The sequence below is a fragment of the Streptomyces sp. 891-h genome, assembly GCF_022760275.1.
Classification (GTDB): Bacteria; Actinomycetota; Actinomycetes; order Streptomycetales; family Streptomycetaceae; genus Streptomyces; species Streptomyces spirodelae.
The window spans coordinates 2,965,497-2,983,042 of record NZ_CP050693.1; the positions used below are offsets into that span (position 1 = coordinate 2,965,497).

The 17,546-nt window shown below is 66.4% G+C and carries 20 protein-coding genes; 14 read left to right on the forward strand and 6 right to left on the reverse strand.

All coding sequences use genetic code 11. From position 1 onward, the window contains the following. Positions 1-552 precede the first annotated feature (552 nt). The 6 genes from HC362_RS12765 to HC362_RS12790 all read left to right on the forward strand — a co-directional run bounded on the left by HC362_RS12765 (position 553) and on the right by HC362_RS12790 (position 8,313). Positions 553-975 carry a hypothetical protein gene (locus HC362_RS12765; protein WP_243084055.1) on the forward strand — a complete coding sequence of 141 codons (423 nt, stop codon included), beginning with the start codon at positions 553-555 and terminating at the stop codon, positions 973-975. Beyond that, the gene (locus tag HC362_RS12770) at positions 975-1,640 is read left to right on the forward strand and encodes a hypothetical protein (protein WP_243084056.1); all 666 of its coding nucleotides are present in this window, start codon (positions 975-977) and stop codon (positions 1,638-1,640) included. The genes HC362_RS12765 and HC362_RS12770 overlap by 1 nt, the downstream gene beginning before the upstream one ends. Continuing rightward, entirely contained in the window at positions 1,640-6,217 is a 4,578-nt protein-coding gene (locus HC362_RS12775) for a putative T7SS-secreted protein (RefSeq protein WP_243084057.1), read from the forward strand. The genes HC362_RS12770 and HC362_RS12775 overlap by 1 nt, the downstream gene beginning before the upstream one ends. A gap of 591 nt (positions 6,218-6,808) precedes the next feature. Further along, positions 6,809-7,093 carry a hypothetical protein gene (locus tag HC362_RS12780; protein WP_243084058.1) on the forward strand — a complete coding sequence of 95 codons (285 nt, stop codon included), beginning with the start codon at positions 6,809-6,811 and terminating at the stop codon, positions 7,091-7,093. 214 nt (positions 7,094-7,307) lie between these two features. After that, a complete protein-coding gene (locus tag HC362_RS12785; RefSeq protein ID WP_243084059.1) occupies positions 7,308-7,739 on the forward strand; it encodes a hypothetical protein in 432 nt (143 codons plus the stop codon). Positions 7,740-7,905: 166 nt separating this feature from the next. Then, entirely contained in the window at positions 7,906-8,313 is a 408-nt protein-coding gene (locus tag HC362_RS12790; RefSeq protein WP_243084060.1) for a hypothetical protein, read from the forward strand. 304 nt (positions 8,314-8,617) lie between these two features. On the opposite strand, the gene HC362_RS12795 is transcribed toward HC362_RS12790, so the two are convergent. Further along, positions 8,618-9,079, reverse strand: a complete 462-nt coding sequence (locus HC362_RS12795) for a pyridoxamine 5'-phosphate oxidase family protein (RefSeq protein WP_243084061.1) — start codon at positions 9,077-9,079, stop codon at positions 8,618-8,620. A 574-nt stretch (positions 9,080-9,653) separates the two neighbouring features. Here HC362_RS12795 and HC362_RS12800 point away from each other — a divergent pair. The 7 genes from HC362_RS12800 (at position 9,654) to HC362_RS12830 (ending at position 13,438) form a co-directional block, all read left to right on the forward strand. Then, on the forward strand, positions 9,654-10,112 hold the full coding sequence (locus HC362_RS12800; RefSeq protein ID WP_243084062.1) for an SMI1/KNR4 family protein: 459 nt from the start codon (positions 9,654-9,656) through the stop codon (positions 10,110-10,112). Between the two features lie 266 nt (positions 10,113-10,378). Beyond that, positions 10,379-10,675, forward strand: coding sequence for a hypothetical protein (locus HC362_RS12805; RefSeq protein WP_243084063.1), 297 nt, complete (start codon positions 10,379-10,381; stop codon positions 10,673-10,675). Between the two features lie 114 nt (positions 10,676-10,789). Continuing rightward, positions 10,790-11,401, forward strand: coding sequence for an NADAR family protein (locus HC362_RS12810; RefSeq protein WP_243084064.1), 612 nt, complete (start codon positions 10,790-10,792; stop codon positions 11,399-11,401). A 15-nt stretch (positions 11,402-11,416) separates the two neighbouring features. Beyond that, entirely contained in the window at positions 11,417-11,716 is a 300-nt protein-coding gene (locus HC362_RS12815; protein ID WP_243084065.1) for a hypothetical protein, read from the forward strand. 149 nt (positions 11,717-11,865) lie between these two features. Then, positions 11,866-12,435, forward strand: a complete 570-nt coding sequence (locus HC362_RS12820) for a hypothetical protein (protein WP_243084066.1) — start codon at positions 11,866-11,868, stop codon at positions 12,433-12,435. A gap of 28 nt (positions 12,436-12,463) precedes the next feature. Beyond that, on the forward strand, positions 12,464-12,817 hold the full coding sequence (locus HC362_RS12825; protein ID WP_243084067.1) for a hypothetical protein: 354 nt from the start codon (positions 12,464-12,466) through the stop codon (positions 12,815-12,817). Positions 12,818-12,868: 51 nt separating this feature from the next. Beyond that, complete coding sequence (locus HC362_RS12830; protein WP_243084068.1) at positions 12,869-13,438, forward strand: hypothetical protein; 570 nt, start codon at positions 12,869-12,871, stop codon at positions 13,436-13,438. Positions 13,439-13,482: 44 nt separating this feature from the next. On the opposite strand, the gene HC362_RS12835 is transcribed toward HC362_RS12830, so the two are convergent. The 4 genes from HC362_RS12835 to HC362_RS12850 form a co-directional block, all read right to left on the reverse strand. Further along, complete coding sequence (locus HC362_RS12835) at positions 13,483-14,145, reverse strand: hypothetical protein (protein WP_243084069.1); 663 nt, start codon at positions 14,143-14,145, stop codon at positions 13,483-13,485. Positions 14,146-14,715: 570 nt separating this feature from the next. Continuing rightward, complete coding sequence (locus HC362_RS12840) at positions 14,716-14,910, reverse strand: DUF397 domain-containing protein (protein WP_243084070.1); 195 nt, start codon at positions 14,908-14,910, stop codon at positions 14,716-14,718. Between the two features lies 1 nt (position 14,911). Further along, on the reverse strand, positions 14,912-15,118 hold the full coding sequence (locus HC362_RS12845) for a DUF397 domain-containing protein (protein WP_243084071.1): 207 nt from the start codon (positions 15,116-15,118) through the stop codon (positions 14,912-14,914). Beyond that, positions 15,115-15,954: a helix-turn-helix transcriptional regulator gene (locus HC362_RS12850; RefSeq protein WP_243084072.1), complete on the reverse strand. Its 840-nt coding sequence runs from the start codon at positions 15,952-15,954 to the stop codon at positions 15,115-15,117. Before HC362_RS12850 ends, HC362_RS12845 begins: the two co-directional genes overlap by 4 nt. Positions 15,955-16,145: 191 nt before the next feature. Between HC362_RS12850 and HC362_RS12855 the strand changes: the two genes are divergently transcribed. After that, the gene (locus HC362_RS12855) at positions 16,146-16,637 is read left to right on the forward strand and encodes an ATP-binding protein (protein ID WP_243084073.1); all 492 of its coding nucleotides are present in this window, start codon (positions 16,146-16,148) and stop codon (positions 16,635-16,637) included. 80 nt (positions 16,638-16,717) lie between these two features. Here HC362_RS12855 and HC362_RS12860 read toward each other — a convergent pair whose 3' ends face one another. Further along, positions 16,718-16,981: a hypothetical protein gene (locus HC362_RS12860; RefSeq protein WP_243088947.1), complete on the reverse strand. Its 264-nt coding sequence runs from the start codon at positions 16,979-16,981 to the stop codon at positions 16,718-16,720. Between the last annotated feature and the right edge of the window lie 565 nt (positions 16,982-17,546).

A 17,546-nucleotide genomic window follows, 5' to 3' on the forward strand; every position in this document is an offset into this window, starting at 1 on the left:
GTTGGCCTCACAGCCCCCAGCCCTCTACTCGACCCACGCGGTCGGGCGTGTCGGCTTCCTTCTCATACGGATGCGGACGCGCAAAAGTGCGCCCCCTCAGGGCCGTGGCGGACCTCAGGGGTTCCGTGAGAGGAGGAGCCGGGGGAGGAAACCCACCGGGTGCCTGGCTGGAAGCCCCTCCTACGCTTCCCGGAAGATTCCCGTACTTCCGCCCCTGATGAGGGGCGACGAATACCTGGGACTCGCTTCCGGTCCTCCCGGCGGGAGGCGCGCAGCATCGGCACTCAACCGAGCAACCTGGACAGTGTGCCATAGAGGTGAGAGCGCTCGCCAATCGGGCCACTAGCACATGGGACGCTCACGCGCACGGACCGATGTGCGGATATCTGCCCCCCACTCCCCTATCACAGACACCCGGGTTGACGTGCGCAAATAAGAGAAAGATCACGTACCGCCGCCGCTGCGTGGCGTTGCGTGACGACCCCGGGTCCTGCTTCAGTGAAAAGACCGGTCGGTAACGAGGGAATCGCGCACCACGAGGGGGGACCGGGGATGGAGCTTCGGGAAGAGATTGCCGCGATGCGTGCGGGGGACGGGGACCCCGGCGCGCTGCTGGGCGAGTTCCGGCGGGCGGCGGTGCTGGTGCCGCAGCTGGCGGGGGATCGCCTGCTGACGCGCAGCTTCGGCGGGGTCCGCTGGATTCTCGCGTTCACGGACGAGGCGGCGCTGGCGCGGTTCGCCCGCGAGGCCGGGGGCGGCGACCCCGGCGAGGAGTGGGAGTACGCCTCTGTACTGGGCGCCCGGCTGCTGGACGCCGTCGTGCCCGAGTTCGACGGACCGACGGGCGTCGCCGTCGACATCGCGGACCAGGACGGCTCCATGCTCTTCCCGCCAGCGCCCGGAATCGTCCCGGACGAGGTGGCCGTGCACGGCACCGGGGCCGCGCACGGCACCGGGCGGGGGGAGGACGCCTGATGGGTGACGGCAAGAGCGCGGACGGCATCAAATGGAACAAGGAGTCCCTCGATCTGATCGAGAAGGGACTCAAAGGCGCCATCAACGAACTGAAGGAGTCGGGCAGCTCGGCGACATCGTCGCTCCAGGGCGCCGGCTTCGAGGAGCTGTCCCTGACCGGGATGGAGATGGGCCACCACGGCCTGTCCGTCGACTTCGAGGACTTCTGCGAGAAGTGGGAGTGGGGCGTACGGGCCCTGGTGCAGAACGCCAACGCGCTGGCCCAGAAGCTCGGCCTGTCGGCGGGCATGGCCTACGAGGAGGACCAGTACGCGGCCGGGTCGCTGAAGGTCGGCCTGAACTCACTGGTGGGCAACCCGCACGCCACCGAGGAGGAGATCACCAAGCAGGGCTGGGGCGACATCGTGAAGCCGGACGCGCCGGACTACAGCTCCGAGTCCTGGCAGAAGGCCGGTCAGGACATCAAGCAGGACTGGCAGGACACCGGCCGCGAGCTCACCACCAAGGGCCGGGGCGGCATGTACATGGACATGGCGCAGAGCGCCACCGGAATGAGTGACGAGCAGGTCGAGGCCCAGCGGGACAAGTGGTTCGGCCCGTCACCGGAAGAGCGCGCGGCGGCACAGCAACAAGGACATGAGGGGGCCGAGGGGGGCCAGGGCTGATGGGCTGGGATCTGGTCCCGGACTCGTGGGAGGACAAGGCCGAGGAACTGACCGAGAAGGTCGGTGACGGCGTCGAGGGGTTCGGCAACTGGACCGCCGACCGTATGGACGACGCCGGCTGGGAGTCCGGCGGCGACTGGGTACGGGACAAATCCCGCTCGGTCGCCAACCGCATGGGCGCCGAGACGGCCGAGTTCCAGCTGGACGAGACCGAGGACCCCAAGAAGCTGGTCTTCGGCAGCCCCAGCAAGATCCGTTCCACGGCCAAGCACCTCAAGGACTTCAAGACCGCCTTCGACAACGTCGCCAAGGGCCTGAAGAAGCTGCCCGAAGGCACGTTGAAGGGCAAGGCCGCCGACGCGTTCTGGGAGAAGGTCGGCCTGGAACCGGCCAAGTGGATCAAGGCGGCCGACGCCTGCGAGAAGGCGGCAGGCGCTCTTGAGGACTTCGCCCACACGGTGGAGCGCGCCCAGTCGCAGGCCCGTGAGGCGGTCGCCAAATACAAGGACGACAAGAAGGACGAGGCCCAGGAACAGCTCTCCCGGGCCCGCTCACAGCGCGACACGGCTGCCGGTGTCGCCCAGACAGCCGTCAAGGCCGCCCGCGACGCGGCCCCGCCCAAGCCCGACTACTGGGACCAGGCCGGCGACGGCCTGGAGGGCCTGAAGCTGGACGCCGTCCACGTCTCCGGCGGCATCGTCAAAGGCACGGCGGGGCTGGTCAGCTTCGTGCGCAGCGTCAACCCCACCGACCCCTACAACATCACCCACCCCGCCGAGTACGTCACCAACCTCAACTCCACCGTCACCGGCATCATGCGCGCCGCCAACGACCCCATCGGCACCGGCAAAGCCATGGTGGACGCCTTCAAAAAGGACCCCGCCGAGGGCCTGGGCCGCCTCATCCCGGAGCTGCTGGGCACCAAGGGGGTGGGCGCGGCGACGAAGGGGGCAAAGGCCGGAAAGATGGTGTCCCGCGTGCGGGACGCGCTCAAGAGGAAAGGCAAGGGCGGGTCGGACACCCCACCGAATCGCCGCTGCACCGGTGACACGGACCCCATCGACCTGGCGACCGGTCGGATGTTCCTGGCCCAGACCGACCTCGAACTGCCGGGCGCGCTCCCTCTCGTCTTCACCCGCCATGTCGAGTCCGGCTACCGCCTCGGACACTGGTTCGGGCCCTCGTGGACCTCAACCGTGGACCAACGGCTGGAGATCGACGCGGAGGGCGTCGTCTTCGTCGCCGAGGACGGCCGCCTGCTGACGTTCCCCCACCCGGCCCCCGGCGTCCCCACCCTGCCGTCGTCGGGCGACGCCCGGATGCCGCTGGAGCGCACACCGGACGGCGGCTACACCCTGACGGAGCCGGACACGGGGTGGGTGCGGCACTTCGCGCCCCCGGAGGGCGGCGCTTCGGACGACGGCGCGGCCCGGATCGAGCAGCTCACCGACCGCAACGGCCACAGCATCACCTTCGAGTACGACGGGGAGACGGGCACGCCGTCCCATCTCGTCCACAGCGGCGGCTACGTGGTGGAGCTCGCCGTCGAGGGCGACCGCGTGACTGCCCTCACTCTCGCGGGGGCGGACGGCGACACCACGGTGATGCGCTACGCCTACGCCGACGGCAACCTGACCGAGGTCACCAACTCCTCCGATCTCCCCCTCCGCTTCGCATACGACGACGAACAGCGCGTCGTGTCCTGGACCGACACCAACGACCGCCGCTACGACTACGTCCACGACAACCTGCACCGCGTCATCGCCGAAGGCGGCACCGCGGGCCACCTGCAGGTCCGCATCGACTACGACGGCGTCGACGAAGCCACGGGCCACAGAGTGACGACGGTGTCAACGGCCGCCGGACACGCGACACGTCACCTGTTCGACGAGCGGGGCCAGACCGTCGGCCAGATCGACCCCCTCGGCCACCGCACCACCACCGAGCGAGACGCCTGCAACCGGCCGCTCTCCCACACCGACGCCCTCGGCCGCACCACCACGTTCACGTACGACGAGGAGGGCCGCCTGGCTGCGGTCCGCCGCCCCGACGGCACAACAGCCGCGACCACCCGCAACGAACTGGGCCTCCCCGTCACCACGACCGACCCCGACGGGGCGGTGTGGCGCCATGAGTGGGACGAGTACGGCAACCGCACGTCGCTCACCGACCCGGCAGGGAACACAACCCGCTACGCCTACGACGGCCGGGGCCACCTGTCGACGGTGACGGACGCCCTCGGCGCGACAACCCGAGTCCGCTGCAACGCGGCAGGCCTCCCGATCGAGATCACCGACCCCTTGGGCGGCGTCACCCGCTACGAGCGCGACGGCTTCGGCCGCCCGGTGCGCCTGATCGACCCGCTGGGCGCGGTGACGACACTGGCCTGGACGACCGAGGGTTGGCTGACCTCCCGCACCACCCCGGACGGGGCGACGGAACGCTGGGAGTGGGACGGCGAGGGCAACTGCACCCGCCACATCGACGCCGCGGGCGGCGAGACCCGCTACCAGCACACCCACTTCGACATGCTGGAGGCCCGTACGGGCCCGGACGGCGTGCGCTACGAGTTCGCGTACGACGCGCAACTCCGCCTGACGAAGGTCACCAATCCCCAGGGCCTCACCTGGGATTACACCTACGACCCCGCAGGCCGCCTCGTCGGGGAGACGGACTTCGACGACCGTACGCAGCGGTACGAGCTGAACGCGGCCGGGGAACTCGTCCGCCGCGTCACGCCCCTTGGCGACGAGATCACCTACGAGCGCGACGCCCTCGGCCGCACCGCGCGCAAGAACGCTGCGGGTGCGGTGACGACATACGCCTACGACCCGGCAGGCCGCCTCTTGGAGGCCATCGGCCCCGACGCCGACCTCCGCTACCAACGGGACAAGCTCGGCCGCGTCAAAACGGAACTGGTCAACGGCCGCGCCCTCACCCACACCTACGACGCCCTGGGCCGCCGCACCCGCCGCGTCACCCCTACAGGCGCCATCTCCACCAGCACCTACGACGTGGCGGGCAACCGCATCTCGCTGACGGCCTCCGGTCACACACTGGACTTCACCCACGACGCCGCAGGCCGCGAAACGGAACGCCGTATCGGCGCCGACGGCCTCACCCTGGCTCACGTATGGGACCCGGCAGGCCGCTTGCAGACCCAGTCGCTCACCGCCACGCAAGCGACCGTCCAGCACCGCGCATACACGTACCGCCCCGACGGCTATCTCACGGAGGTCGACGACCTGCTGTCGGGCCGGGCCACCTTCGACCTGGACACGATCGGCCGCGTCACAGCGGTCCACGCCCGCGGCTGGACGGAGCGCTACGCCTACGACGAGGCGGGCAACCAGACGGAAGCGTCGTGGCCCACCACCCACGCTTCTGCGGAGGCGATCGGCCCGCGTACGTACGAGGGCACGCGGATCACCTCGGCCGGCAAGGTCCGCTATGAACACGACGAAGCGGGCCGCATCACCCTCCGCCAGAAATCGCGCCTCTCGAAGAAGCCGGACACCTGGCGCTATACCTGGGACGCCGAAGACCGCCTCACCGAGGTCACCACTCCGGACGGAACGGTGTGGCGCTACGAGTACGACCCCTTGGGTCGCCGGGTGGCCAAACACCGCATGGCAGGCGATGAGCCGGCGGAAACCGTCACGTTCACCTGGGACGGCCCGATCCTCATCGAGCAGACAACGGTCGCCCCGAACCTCCCCCACCCGGTCACCCTCACCTGGGACCACAAGGGCTTCACGCCCCTGACCCAGACCGAACGCCTCACCAACGCATCAACCCAACAGGAAATCGACTCCCGCTTCTACGCGATCGTCACCGACCTCGTCGGCAGACCCACCGAACTGGTCTCCGAGCAGGGCGACATCGCCTGGCGAACCCGCTCCACCCTCTGGGGCACCACCACCTGGCCCACCACCAGCACCACCTACACCCCCCTCCGCTTCCCCGGCCAGTACCACGACCCCGAAACGGGCCTCCACTACAACTACTTCCGGTACTACGACCCGGGAATCGGCCGCTATGCCACTCCGGATCCCCTGGGATTGCCCCCCTCGCCGAATCCGGTCGGCTATGTTCCCAACCCGCTCTCGGTCATTGACCCGCTGGGGCTGGCGCCGTCCGGATGCCCGGAGGAAGAGCACCTCTTTCGTGGCACCACCCGCGGTTACGATGCGAGCAGCGGTACACAAGCCAGCGGCGTCACGCCGACATCAACAGATCCCGGGGTAGCTACAGCGTTTGCGAGGCATTCCGAGCAATACGGTGATGCTGTAGTCCAATTGATCCCACGCAGCGCGCTCGACGGCGTGCCGAACTATCCTGGGTACATCAGAGCGGAAGCCGAGGTCGGGGTAGAGCTACCAGCTTCCGAACTCGCAAAGCGCGCCACCGTCACCCTGCCTGCCAATACTGCGCGTGAGATTCTCGCAGACATGGGAATCCATGTACCGAAGGTGAATTCCTATCAGGGAATCACCGACGCCTTGGAGTGGGACATACCCAAACTGACCCCGGAACAGACAACCCAATTCCTCCGAGAGGCATACAAGCATGGATAGCCAGGGTGCCGGACTAATCCAAATCGTCTCAGTCGAATCACGGTCAAACAACGAATGCGTTTGTGTGGTCCGCTGCGTGGGAGGAGCCCCGCGGGTTGGGCAGCACTTCACTCTCGAAGAGGAGTCGGCCGCCAGCTCGGTTCGCCTTGTAATGAAGCTCGAGTGGATCGACCGATATGGGCAGCACGTAGACTTTTTTGACCCGCCGCACGGGGCGAAGATCCTCCTGTCAGGAACTGACCCCCTTGGCCTTCTCCAGAAGGGCGTGACCCTTCGCGAGACTTCGACATGAGGAACGCCGCACGACCGCTCGTACCTCCACCTCGAAGGAATACGGAGCACGCTCCGCGATCAGCCCGGCTCGGATGAAGCGGACATCCAGTCGTGGCTCAATTTACTGCCTCTCTTGCCATGAGCAGTAAGCCAGCAATGAAGCCCGGGGTCGTCAGCGCGCGGCCGAATCGAGGAGTCGGCCACCAATTCAACGTCGTGAACGATGGCATAACATAGTTTTCCTTGGCGGGCAAACGGGGTCAGCTACGCGCCATGTCTCAACGTGGCGGCACTACTGGTTGATGAGAACAAATTGACATGCTGAACAGAGAATCGACCCTTTCCAAGGCTCGCAGGTTCCTCGAAGAGAAAAGCAAGGAGTGGGGGAAGGAGGGTGAACTCCGCATCGACCCGGATGCAGCCTTCATCGACGGCACCAGATTTGTTGTACATTACGACTCAATTGCCTACCTGGACCACAGAGATGAAAGGCAGAAGTTGGGCGGAAACACCCCTATCGAAGTAGACATGAGCACTGGCCACTGCCGCTTGATCGATTTCGAAGAGGCGCTGAACTACATGGAAAGAGGGCTCATCCAATAAAGGCAGCGGCGACGATCTCGCCCCCCCCCCCACGCCTTCCTGACGGGATCGCACCCTGCATAGTTGGAGACGTCCTGTGAGGCACCGGACCAAGGAATCAACTCCTCCGCGAACAAGACGCCTTTCCTCGGAAAATTGACGCAGAGGACGTAGTCGGGGCGTGGTATCGATCCCATACATGGCACCCGAACCCCAACTACAAGGGAGCGAATTGATGAACAGCGTCACACTGGCGACCCAGAACAGTTCAGGCGTGACCGAATCCCTACGAATCGAACTGCTGGGCATGCACCCGCATCGTCTAGCGTGCACGAGAGAAGACGGAAGGAGAAAGGAGTACGAAGCTGGAAATTTCTTTCGATGTCTTGCTCTTGCGAGGGAGGATCTGGAAAAAGAAGGCCTACTGCTGTGCTGCCAGGGGGGAAGAAAAGACGTCACGTTGAGTGGGTCGCAAATCCAGATGCGCGACGGCCTGTACGCATACACCTTCGATCCCCATACTCGAGCGGTTTCTCAGGAAGAAGTCTATATTCTCGATCCCGCACCCTTTGCGTCAGTAGGAACAGTAGAGCAGCAACGTCAAGCAGTTCTCGCGCTTCACGGCCTGCCCGGAAGCGACCCTCAAGCAGGCGGGTCCACCACCTAACGATCGACACTTTTAGCACAGTGCCACTGTTAGGGATCGACCACTACTACGAGCACTTTCCTGACGGGTTCGCGTAGGAATGGCGGGAGACGCCCGAGCACGTGAGACCGCCTCTTCCAAGTCATGACACACAGGCTCCGATCAGTTCGAGTGGCCAAGGAGCAAAGTGAAGATTGAGCTCTCCCTGACGGAGCTGGAAGTTCTGTCTGCAGCGCTGACTCGCCTGAAATTCGACGATGTACCCCCAGAGCCGTTCTTCGGAAGTCCGCATTTGGCTGCCGCCCATGAACGCATTTTGCGCTCTCTGATCGAGGCAAGCAGGGAGGAGGGAGACATTGGTCGGGCCGCACGGTGGGACAAGTGGCGAGGCTGGCAAGGGCGCGAACACGAGCGATCCCTGATTCGGGACTACGTGAGCAACCTTGCAGTTTGGAATGAGTGGAGCGACGAGCAAAAAGTTGAGTTCCTGGTGGTCTGCGCCGCGCCGTTCACGCTGAGTGACGCCGAACTAAACTCGCTCCGCGAGGAGACCGACTCCTCTGCGCACTGGAAGATCAAGGGTCAGGGCGGATGACCGACGGGGAGAGAGCAGCAGGGCACGCACGCTGAGCCTACGTCCCTGCCCATCACCCTGCCCTATGCCTGATGCGTCAGTGGGCCTTCCCCGTGTGCTTCTCGCTGGACGAGGCGCGAGCTCGTCTATTGCAGGTGAGGGACGGCCTGGTCGAGCAGCCCCACACTGCCGCCGGGAACCAGCCCCCGGCCTCCCGACTCCACGCAAGCGTCACCAACCTCATGGCCTCATACAGCTAGTACTCCAGCCAGCCGTAGATCGTGATCTCGCAGGTGTTGGGAGGGGTGTCGGTCAGCGGCGGCCGCTATTCAAGCCACGTCCCATCGCGCATGATGACTCTGCCGCGTAGTTCCGGTTCACCGCGCCAAGCGCGCACGGTCTTAGGAGCCACGCGCACATACAGAAAGGAACTTTCCTCCGCGCGCGGGTCCCACCCGAACTTGGCGGCGAACGCCTCGGCCGCGTCTGCGGGCACGTCCTGGTCCGGGAAGCATTCCGCCTCACCCTGGAGAAGCACCACGTCGAGGGTGTCCGGCAGCGCCAGGCGCACGCGCGGCTCCTCGCGCACGTTTCGCGCAGTCGCGGAAGTGGCACTGGTGCACATCCATACTGCCCGCCCATCCCACATGAACCACAGCGGTACCTGGTGCGGCCCGTGGTCGGGATGTGCTGTCGACACCCATACATCCCGCTCGGTGACGAGCCGTTCCAGAGTGTCGCGCCTGCGCTCCGCCGCCTGGCGGCGAACAATCCCCGTTGTCTGCATGAGTGCCGACCATAGCCAGCGGGGTCATAGCGTGCATGAGGCGAGGGACCTACACCCGGCGACCGATGAACCCCTCGGCCTGTGACGCGGGAGAGCCAGTACGGGCCGGCCGACAGACGGGTACAGCCACCGCTGATCATCGTGTGTTGTGTGGACAAACGAAGAGACGATGGTCGCGGGTCACAGCGTGGGCCCTGCCCGCTGGCACGAGGTGTTCGAGGTCCTGATGGGCCGCATAGCGGGCCATTGCGCGGGGTGAGGCCCGGCGCCGGGTGCGCGCCGTGTGTGATGACGTGCGTGAGTACATGCTGGAGCACCTGCACGATGTGAAGAAGGGCGCGCACATCGTCGTGTCCAGTGCCAGTGCACCGGCACCGCCGGCGGAATCGAAAACGCGCAGGTCGCCGTTTATCTCGTCTACGCACAGGGCACTGCGCTGACCTTCAACGCAGGCTTGCCGGGCGCGTACGGACGTCCGCAGCTCGTGCCATGCTCCGGCACCATGAGGGACCGTTCGCTTTCACCCGCCTGGCTGACCTCGTGGACCAGCAGGGTCTCGGAGACTCTGAAGGCAATGACAGACGATTTCGAGCGCCAGCACGGCTTTCCCCCTGGAACCAACGAGGTCCGGCTAGCCGACCACGCAGACCAAATCGCAGCTCGCGCGCTTGCCCAGGTCAGCATCCTCCCTGCCGACCTGGGCACCTTCTACGACAGCATCGGCTACGTCACCTGGGAGGACGTCGGCAACGGCTACTTCGTCGACCCGGCAGCCGATGTCCTGCTCCGGCTCCACCAGTACGGAGCTGTCGATGCCGGCGCGGATCAGAAGGACGGTGGCCTGGTCATCGGCTCGAACGGTGGCGGCCTGTCTTATGTTGCCAGCCCTGGCGGAGTGATCTACCGGACGCGGACAGCGTCGCTGGACGAACCCGAGCTCGACCAGGTGGCTGATGACCTTCGGCAGTTTCTCGAGCTGCTGGAGCAATCCCTGACACGGTTCGTCACCGACGGCGAACCGGGACGCCTGTAGCTGGTGGCCCAGCAGTTCTTATCGCAGCGTTGACCGGGCCGGGGCAGCCTTCGCGGACCGGGCGCCGTCCGCGCTGGCCGGGTCGGCGGGGAGGGTCTGGCGTCCGGCTTCGGTGACCTCGACGAGATCCGCGTGCCGACCTTCCACGGGCACCACCACACACACCCGGCTGCGGCCAACAGCGCCCACATCCCTCGGCCCAGCAACTTCCCACTCCCTAGCAGGAACAGGCGAGAATGGCCGTCCCTCACGAAGACTTGGTTCAGATGATCAAAGACATCCTTTCTCCCGAACCCGAGGTCCGGAACCGAGCAGCGGATACAACTACGGACCTCACTTCCAGCTATTCGGAAGAGGACGTACGTGTTCTCGTGCGCACACTTTCCGCAGCCGCTGCTCTGGAGAGCAATCAGGGTGCCCTTGAAGCTCAACTGCATGCCATCTCCGAAATCGATATCACGGGTCCGACACGCCCAGACGACTTCTACTTTCTGAGGAAGATCAACAGGGCGACTCTGCCGGAACAGTTGGACGAATACCTCCGCGACCTCTTCGAGCAGTAGCGGGAGGACAAGCTCGAAGGACTCAAACGGAACCTCTGGCTAGTGATAGCAGTCCGCGCACTCCGCAGAGGATCAACTTCCCTGCGGCACAGGCAGAATAAGGAGTAGAGGCCCATGGCCGACGGCGAGAGAGAGCGGGGCACAAGAGCTGGGCCTACGTCCCCGGCCATCACCCTGCCACGATCAGTCGAAGAAGGGGTGAACCTGGAGCGGTCAGGCCATCGCCTGCGTTTTCTGTTTTTCTGGGGCAATCAGCGTGAACGAGATGGCAGTGTCGGGCGCGGGTGCCTCAGCCAGTGGTGGGAGAGTCCGTTTCCCGCAGAGGGGCACACGTTCCGGTCCGCAGAGCATTACATGATGGCTCATAAAGCGTGGCTGTTCGGTGACGACGAGACGGCGGAGCGCATTCTGGCGACCCTCCATCCCGGTGAGGCCAAAGCACTCGGCCGACAGGTGCGGGGTTTCGAGGAGGACGCCTGGCGCGAGCACCGGTACGGCATTGTGGTCCGTGGAAACATCGCGAAGTTCTCAGCCGACCCAGAGCTGCGGAGCTTCCTGCTGAAATCCCGGGATCGCGTGCTGGTCGAAGCGAGTCCGCTGGACAGGGTTTGGGGCATCGGCTTGGCCGCAACCGACGAACGAGCGCACTCACCATCTTCGTGGCGAGGTCTCAACCTGCTGGGCTTCGCCCTCATGGAAGCCCGAAACATGCTGGCCTCCCGATGAGCAGGAGGAACAGTCGTGCAGGGGAGGGCATATTGGAGAGTTCACTGGCATCACGGCTTCGACGACGAGCCGGTGGTCATCCACAGCGAGATCGGGGGCGACGGCTACGAGGTCCGGAAGGTGGAGACTTTCCGGGACGGGCGACTGGGGTGGGCCGACGAGGCGGAGTCATGCGGGGGTACCGGCCTCGGTGAGATCCCCGTGGGGCCGATCGAGGATGTGCAGGCCCAGGCAGAGTTCACGGCCTGTGTGATCTCGGCGGAGGAGTTCGACGCTGTGTGGGACCGGGCGACCGGTCGCCGCCGTTCGGAGTGACGTCCGCGCACTGGCCCGCGGCGTGCCCATCGGGCTGCCGACCGACGCGGGGTACGTCACCTCATACGACGCTCGTACGCCGCCGAACGCGGAGTCGACTGCATCCGAGGGGCGGGAACTGAGTGTCAGCGGTGGGGAGTCGTTGAAGCATGAGGCTTTTGGACCGCACCGAGATGCAAGTCACCGTCGATTACGGCACCTTCGGCGTCGTGGACATGCAACCTGGCCGCGATGCCCGTGGCCTGGTCGCGCCCGCGGAAGGCAGTTGGCTTCGGACCAGGCGGGGGATGGTCTACCCCGACCTGGTGTCGAACGTCGCCTTCATTCGGCTGCGGCTGGAGAGCTGGGGCCCCCAGGGCACAGGTGACGAGCCGCCGTTGGAAGGGGACTGGGCTCGGGTCGAGGAGACAGAGGTGGAGATGCCCAGCGGTGTGCTCGGGATCGAGGTCATCGCTGCCGGTCTGGACGAGAACGTCTTCTCACTTCCCGGCCCCGGGCAGTACCGGATACGGGTCGCGTTCTGCGTGGCTCCCGAGGTCGATCCCGTTCCCCTGCGAAAGAGTCACGCGCCGATCGAGCGGGCGTGGCAGGGGCACGAGAAGGAGTTGAAGGGCGTGGACGAGTTCTTCCTCGTCCAGTTCTGGGGCGTGGAGGACCGCTTCCACGCCCACGAAGTCGACGCGCATACGCATCCGGGCCTCCAATCGGCCTACGAGTAGGGACTGCGGAAGAGCAGTAAGGGGTCCGGTGAATCAGGAATACTCGGCAGCTTTTCTGTGGCAGACGGAGTGGGGTGATTACCGGGAACTGGACGGCGGCGGGTGGGAAACCGTGTGGCGGATCACCTTCCGTCCCGGCGGCGGCTCGCCTCAGGAGAATGTCGAGATTTTCGACGATCCGTCCATCGGGTTTCGCTCCTTCCTGCGAAGCGGGGCGGGAGTGGAGCCGGCGGCGGAGCTCGTGGTGATCAGCCGGGAGCACTCCATGTCTGCGGTGAACTATCCGGCGACGTACTCCTCGTTCCGCATCGTGAATGACGAAGTCGCGGAGATCCAGCAGATCCAAGGCCTGCCGCGAGCCTGGTACCCGCCCTTCCGATAGCTGAGGGGAAGTTCGCGGGTTCCGGGTTGCCCACGAGGGTAGGGGACAGCTGTGACTGCCGGGTATGTCTTCGTCCTCGTCCTGCTCGGCTTCTTTCTGGCCTGCTGCGCATGGGCGCTGCCCGCCGAGCGGCGGTCCAGGGCGGCGCAGAGGCGCGTCCGGGAGAAGGAGCGCGCGCAGGCGGAGCAGCTAGGGTGGCGCCCGTTGGCCGAGTGCAGTGTTCCGGTTCCTCGCGTGGTGGCCGTCGCAGCCCGGCGCTCGGAGCTCGCCATGGTGAAGCGGGTCCGGGGGGCCGAGGTGTGGGTGATCTGGCACCACTGCTGGACCTCCCGCGGGATGGGTGACAACTACCTGGTCAACGAGACCCGCTACTTCACCGCCGTGCCGCCCGGTGTCCCGGACGTCACCGAACGCCGGGCCCGCACGCTGCGGTTGACCCGGCCCGTCCCGATGAACCCCCGCGCCCGTCGCTCCATCCCCGGGGGGCGCCCGAGCCGCTGGCTGATCAAGAAGGGCATCCTCGTCCTCCGGTTCGGCGCCTCCTTCGACTACAACCGGGCCGACTCCCAAGCGAGACAGGCGCGGGAGTTCGCGAGATTGCTCCCGGACTACATGCCCTGACGTCCCGGACCGGTCATCACCGTCCCTCCCCTGCGATCGCCGCCCTAGCTTCGCGCACGGCGGTACCCGGCCAGAATCACCAGGGTGAGGACGAGCAGACCGACGCCGACGCCGACGGGCAGAATCAGCTGTTGCCATCCCTTGTCCCAGTCGTATGCCTGGGTGTTGCCGGCGGCGGTCAATATCAGGCCGAGCTGGGCCAGCGTCGGGCCTGCGTCCAAAGCGACCTGGGTCTGGGCGGATTCTGCCGTCTTGTCCGCGGGCTCGGCACCTGCGAAGAAGACGACCATGGCCACGGTGACGATCGTCATGCTCCAGAACAGGTAGTAGAACGCGAGAAACAGGTAGGCAGCGAGAAGTGCCCGGTCAGTGGTGCTGTATGCCGCCACCTCCTCCGCGAGGAGCGCCGACTCCGGAGGGGTCGTGGCACTGCCGACCCCGAGGACCGCGTTCAACCCGATCACCACGATGCTGGCCCGGTGGTACCAGGACCGCCGCCTGCGCAGCACGTAGATTTCGAACGGGATGGACAGCAGCGCTACGAAGAGCACCATTGGTATGGCGAGACCCGTCACCAACTCCGTCAGCACCGCGAGCCCGCCCTGGTCGATCTCCCTGAGCACCTCGGCCCTGCGCCGACCCCACATCATCATCACGACGATGGTCCCGATGGCGGCCAGCAATCGAAAATAGACCCAGAATCGCACGCGCTTTCCCCTTCCCCCGTTTCACACGGCGATCAAGTTGAGAATCGCCCTGCTTTTCACGAGGGTACGTAGGAACTGGTTTCGGCGTAAGAGCTCGGATTTCTGTGGCCCTTCGATGTACGGACGGCCCCCCTATTTCGCTCGCGGATTGGAACGGCCAGATGCTTGCCGAGGATGGCGAGGCCAAGTCCACACCCTGCCGGGGTGATCGACGAACGGGCCGATGCGGCCTCAACGGATGACGGGCTCGCAACGTCCCGGTCAGGCAGGAAGGCGCCTGCGGAGGAATGGCGCGGGGTGATCACGAGGACGGCGAAGCCCGTCAGGAGGCATTGGAGGCCGGGCTGGGCGGGGGAATTCGCCGTGCTGGATGCCGTGGGCGGCTGGGCGCAGCCGGTAGAGGTCGAGCCAGGTGAGGACCGGCCGCGCGCGGGGTGCTGGTAATCGTCACTGCCCAAGGGGGTGACGATTTTGGAGCGGGTGCCGGTGGATCCTCGTCTCGGCGCAGGAGGGACCGTCGTCTGCCCGGGCCCCCGCCTGGTCGAGACGGGGGCGCGGGAGAGGTGTATGTCAGTTGGTGGTGGCGTACGAGACGAAGGTGGCCCAGGTGGCCGGGGTGACGGCCAACTGCGGGCCCGGCGTGTTCTTGGAGTCGCGGACATGGACCGTGCCGGGGATGGCAGCCACCTCGACGCAGTCGGGGCTGTCGTTGCTGCTGTGGCTGCTCTTCACCCACTCCAGCGCGGGGCCGAGTTTCGGGCGCACGTCAGCGGGTGGCCGCGTACGTGACGAAAGCCGCCCAGGTGGTCGGCGCGACGGCGAGCCGGGGCCCCGGCTTGTTCTTGGAGTCGCGGATGTGGACCGTGCCGGGCGTGGCAGCGACCTCAACGCAGTCGGGACCGTCGTCGCTGCTGTAGCTGCTCTTGACCCACTCCAGCCCAGAGTCGACTCCGGTGGAAAGCTTCAGCGTCATGTTTCTCCCAGCGCTTTCTCAATGAAGGCCAGCGACTCACGCGGAGTGAGCGCCTGTGAGCGCAGCATGCCATACCGCATCTCTAGGATCTGCACCTCTTTTGGGTCAGAGATCAAGCGGCTAGTGAGCTGGGCCTCTGCATAGCCCAACGTCTTGCCATCTGCGAACTTGAGCACTCGATGACCACCTGTCATGCCCGCATGCTCTTCGCACACCGTTGGCATCACCTGGATCGTCACGTGCCGCAACTGAGCGACCTCCAGCAGGTGTTCGAGTTGCTGGCGCAGCACTACCCTGCCGCCGATGGGCCTTCGCAGAGTCACCTCTTCCTGAACAAAGGTGAGCGTGGGCACAGGCTTCCGTTCAAGGATCTCCTGTCGAGCCAACCGGGCGGCCGTTTGGCGGTCGATCTCTTCCTCGCTGTACGCCGGACGTCGCTGCGCGAACAGCGCTCGTGCGTACTCCTCCGTCTGCAGCAGCCCGTCGATGTTGTGGTCGCCATAGGCACCGCGTTCCACGGCCTTCGCTTCCAACTTCGCGAGGTCGCGGACCTTCTTCGGGTACCGCGCCTGCTTGACGTCCTCCTTCATCGCGGAGATCTTCCCGTCCGCGCCCAGTGCTACATCCGTACCGTCGAGGAACTCCGGCTTGGGGAGCCGCTTGCAGCGCTCCACGGCGGAGACCATCTCCTCGCCGTAGCCGATCGCCGCGCCCAACTCGCCCTGGGTCATGCCCGCTGCCTCGCGCCAGAGCTTGATCTGCCGGCTGACCGCCCGGAGTACGGCGCTGGAGTCGTCCTCCAGCCCCGCCTCCCATTCGTCGTCGTGTTCGGCCATGCGTACTGCCTCCGTCCGCAGTCGAGTACGCATACCGTAGGAGCGGCTCGGCATGCTTTGTCACAGAATTCGTAAAACTGCTCCGGTTACGGCGTACAACCCGTACTATCCCGCCTGCGCTTCCGGACAGCCTCCGTTCGTTCGCTCGTCTCATCTGTCCAGAGCGCGCACAGGCGGCCACGCTGGGTGAGGTGATCAACGAGACCACCACCCCCATTGCCTGGCTGGACTTCACCGTCCTGCTCTCCCCCACCCGGCGTGGGGCGCGCCTCGCGCGCCTCCTCACCGTTGCCGAGCTCGGCTCGCGCGGGCTGCCGACGGAGTCCGTCGCGCAGGTCGTCGGGGAACTGGCCGCCAACGCGGCGCTGCACGGTCGCGTACCGGGGCGCAGTTTCCGGCTCAGGGTCCGTACCGCCGACGCGTCGGGCTTCGTCCGCGTCGAAGTGTCGGACACCCGGAGCGAGCGGGCGTTGGACACCGCGTCGCCTCCCCAGCCGCCCGCCGCCGAGGCGGAGTCGGGGCGCGGGCTGCTGCTCGTCGCGGCGCTGAGCGAACGATGGGGCGTGACGTACGGGCCGTCGCCCTGCAAGACGGTGTGGGCCGAGATCGCCGTGCCGGCCGGCACCGCGCTCACCGGGTCGCGGTCCGCCGCGACCCGGTGGCCCGCGAGGTCAAGGGCGTAAAGGAACCGGCGAAGCACCTCACCAAGCCCCACCAGCCTCCCGTCACCCACACGAGTGAACGTGGCCAACTTGGCTGGCCTTTACGACCGTTGGCTGGCATAGGCTCCAGCACGACAACCGCACACATGCGACGGCCCCCGGCCGGGACGGCAATCCCGATCGAGGGCCTGACCATCAAGGAAGAAACAGGCTTCCCGATGGCTGTTCAGCAGCTTAGCGCGCCCGCGCGCCGCTCCGGCGTCGTCCACATCAAGTTCCGTCACCGCGACCGCTTCACGGTCGTCGGCAACCACCTCGCCCAGCACCGGGAGCTGTCGCTCCTCGCGATCGGGCTCGCCGTCCACATCCAGTCCGTGCCGGACGGAACGAGGGTGGACATCAAATCGCTGACCGCCCGCTTCCCCGAGGGCGAAGCACGTATCGCCGCAGCACTGCGCGAGTTGGAGGCGTACGGGTACCTGGCGCGGACGGTGAGCCGCACTCCCAGCGGACGGGTCGTCACCCGTACGGTGTCGTACGCACACCCGGCGGAGACTCCCGGCGAGCCGCACGCGCGGCAGACGCCCGCCGCACCACAGGAACCAGCACCGGCCACGCCGACAGCGCCGCCGTCGGCGCCCTCCGCCTCGACGCCTGAGCCCGCACCTCCCGCGCCCAGGACCCCGCTCCCCGCGCCCGAGGGCGCCGACCCCGCACGGGACGCCACGGCCGTCGCGCTCCTCGCCGCCCTGCGCCGCGACGACGACCGCCTGCTGCTGTCCGAGCGGGAGACGGCCCGCCTCTCCCCCGCCGTGGCGGCCTGGCTGGAGCGCGGGGTGCGGCCCGAGGCCGTACGGCGCACCCTGACCGCGCACCTCCCGCCGGTCACCGAGCTGCGGCGCCCGGCGGCACTACTGGCGCACCGGCTCA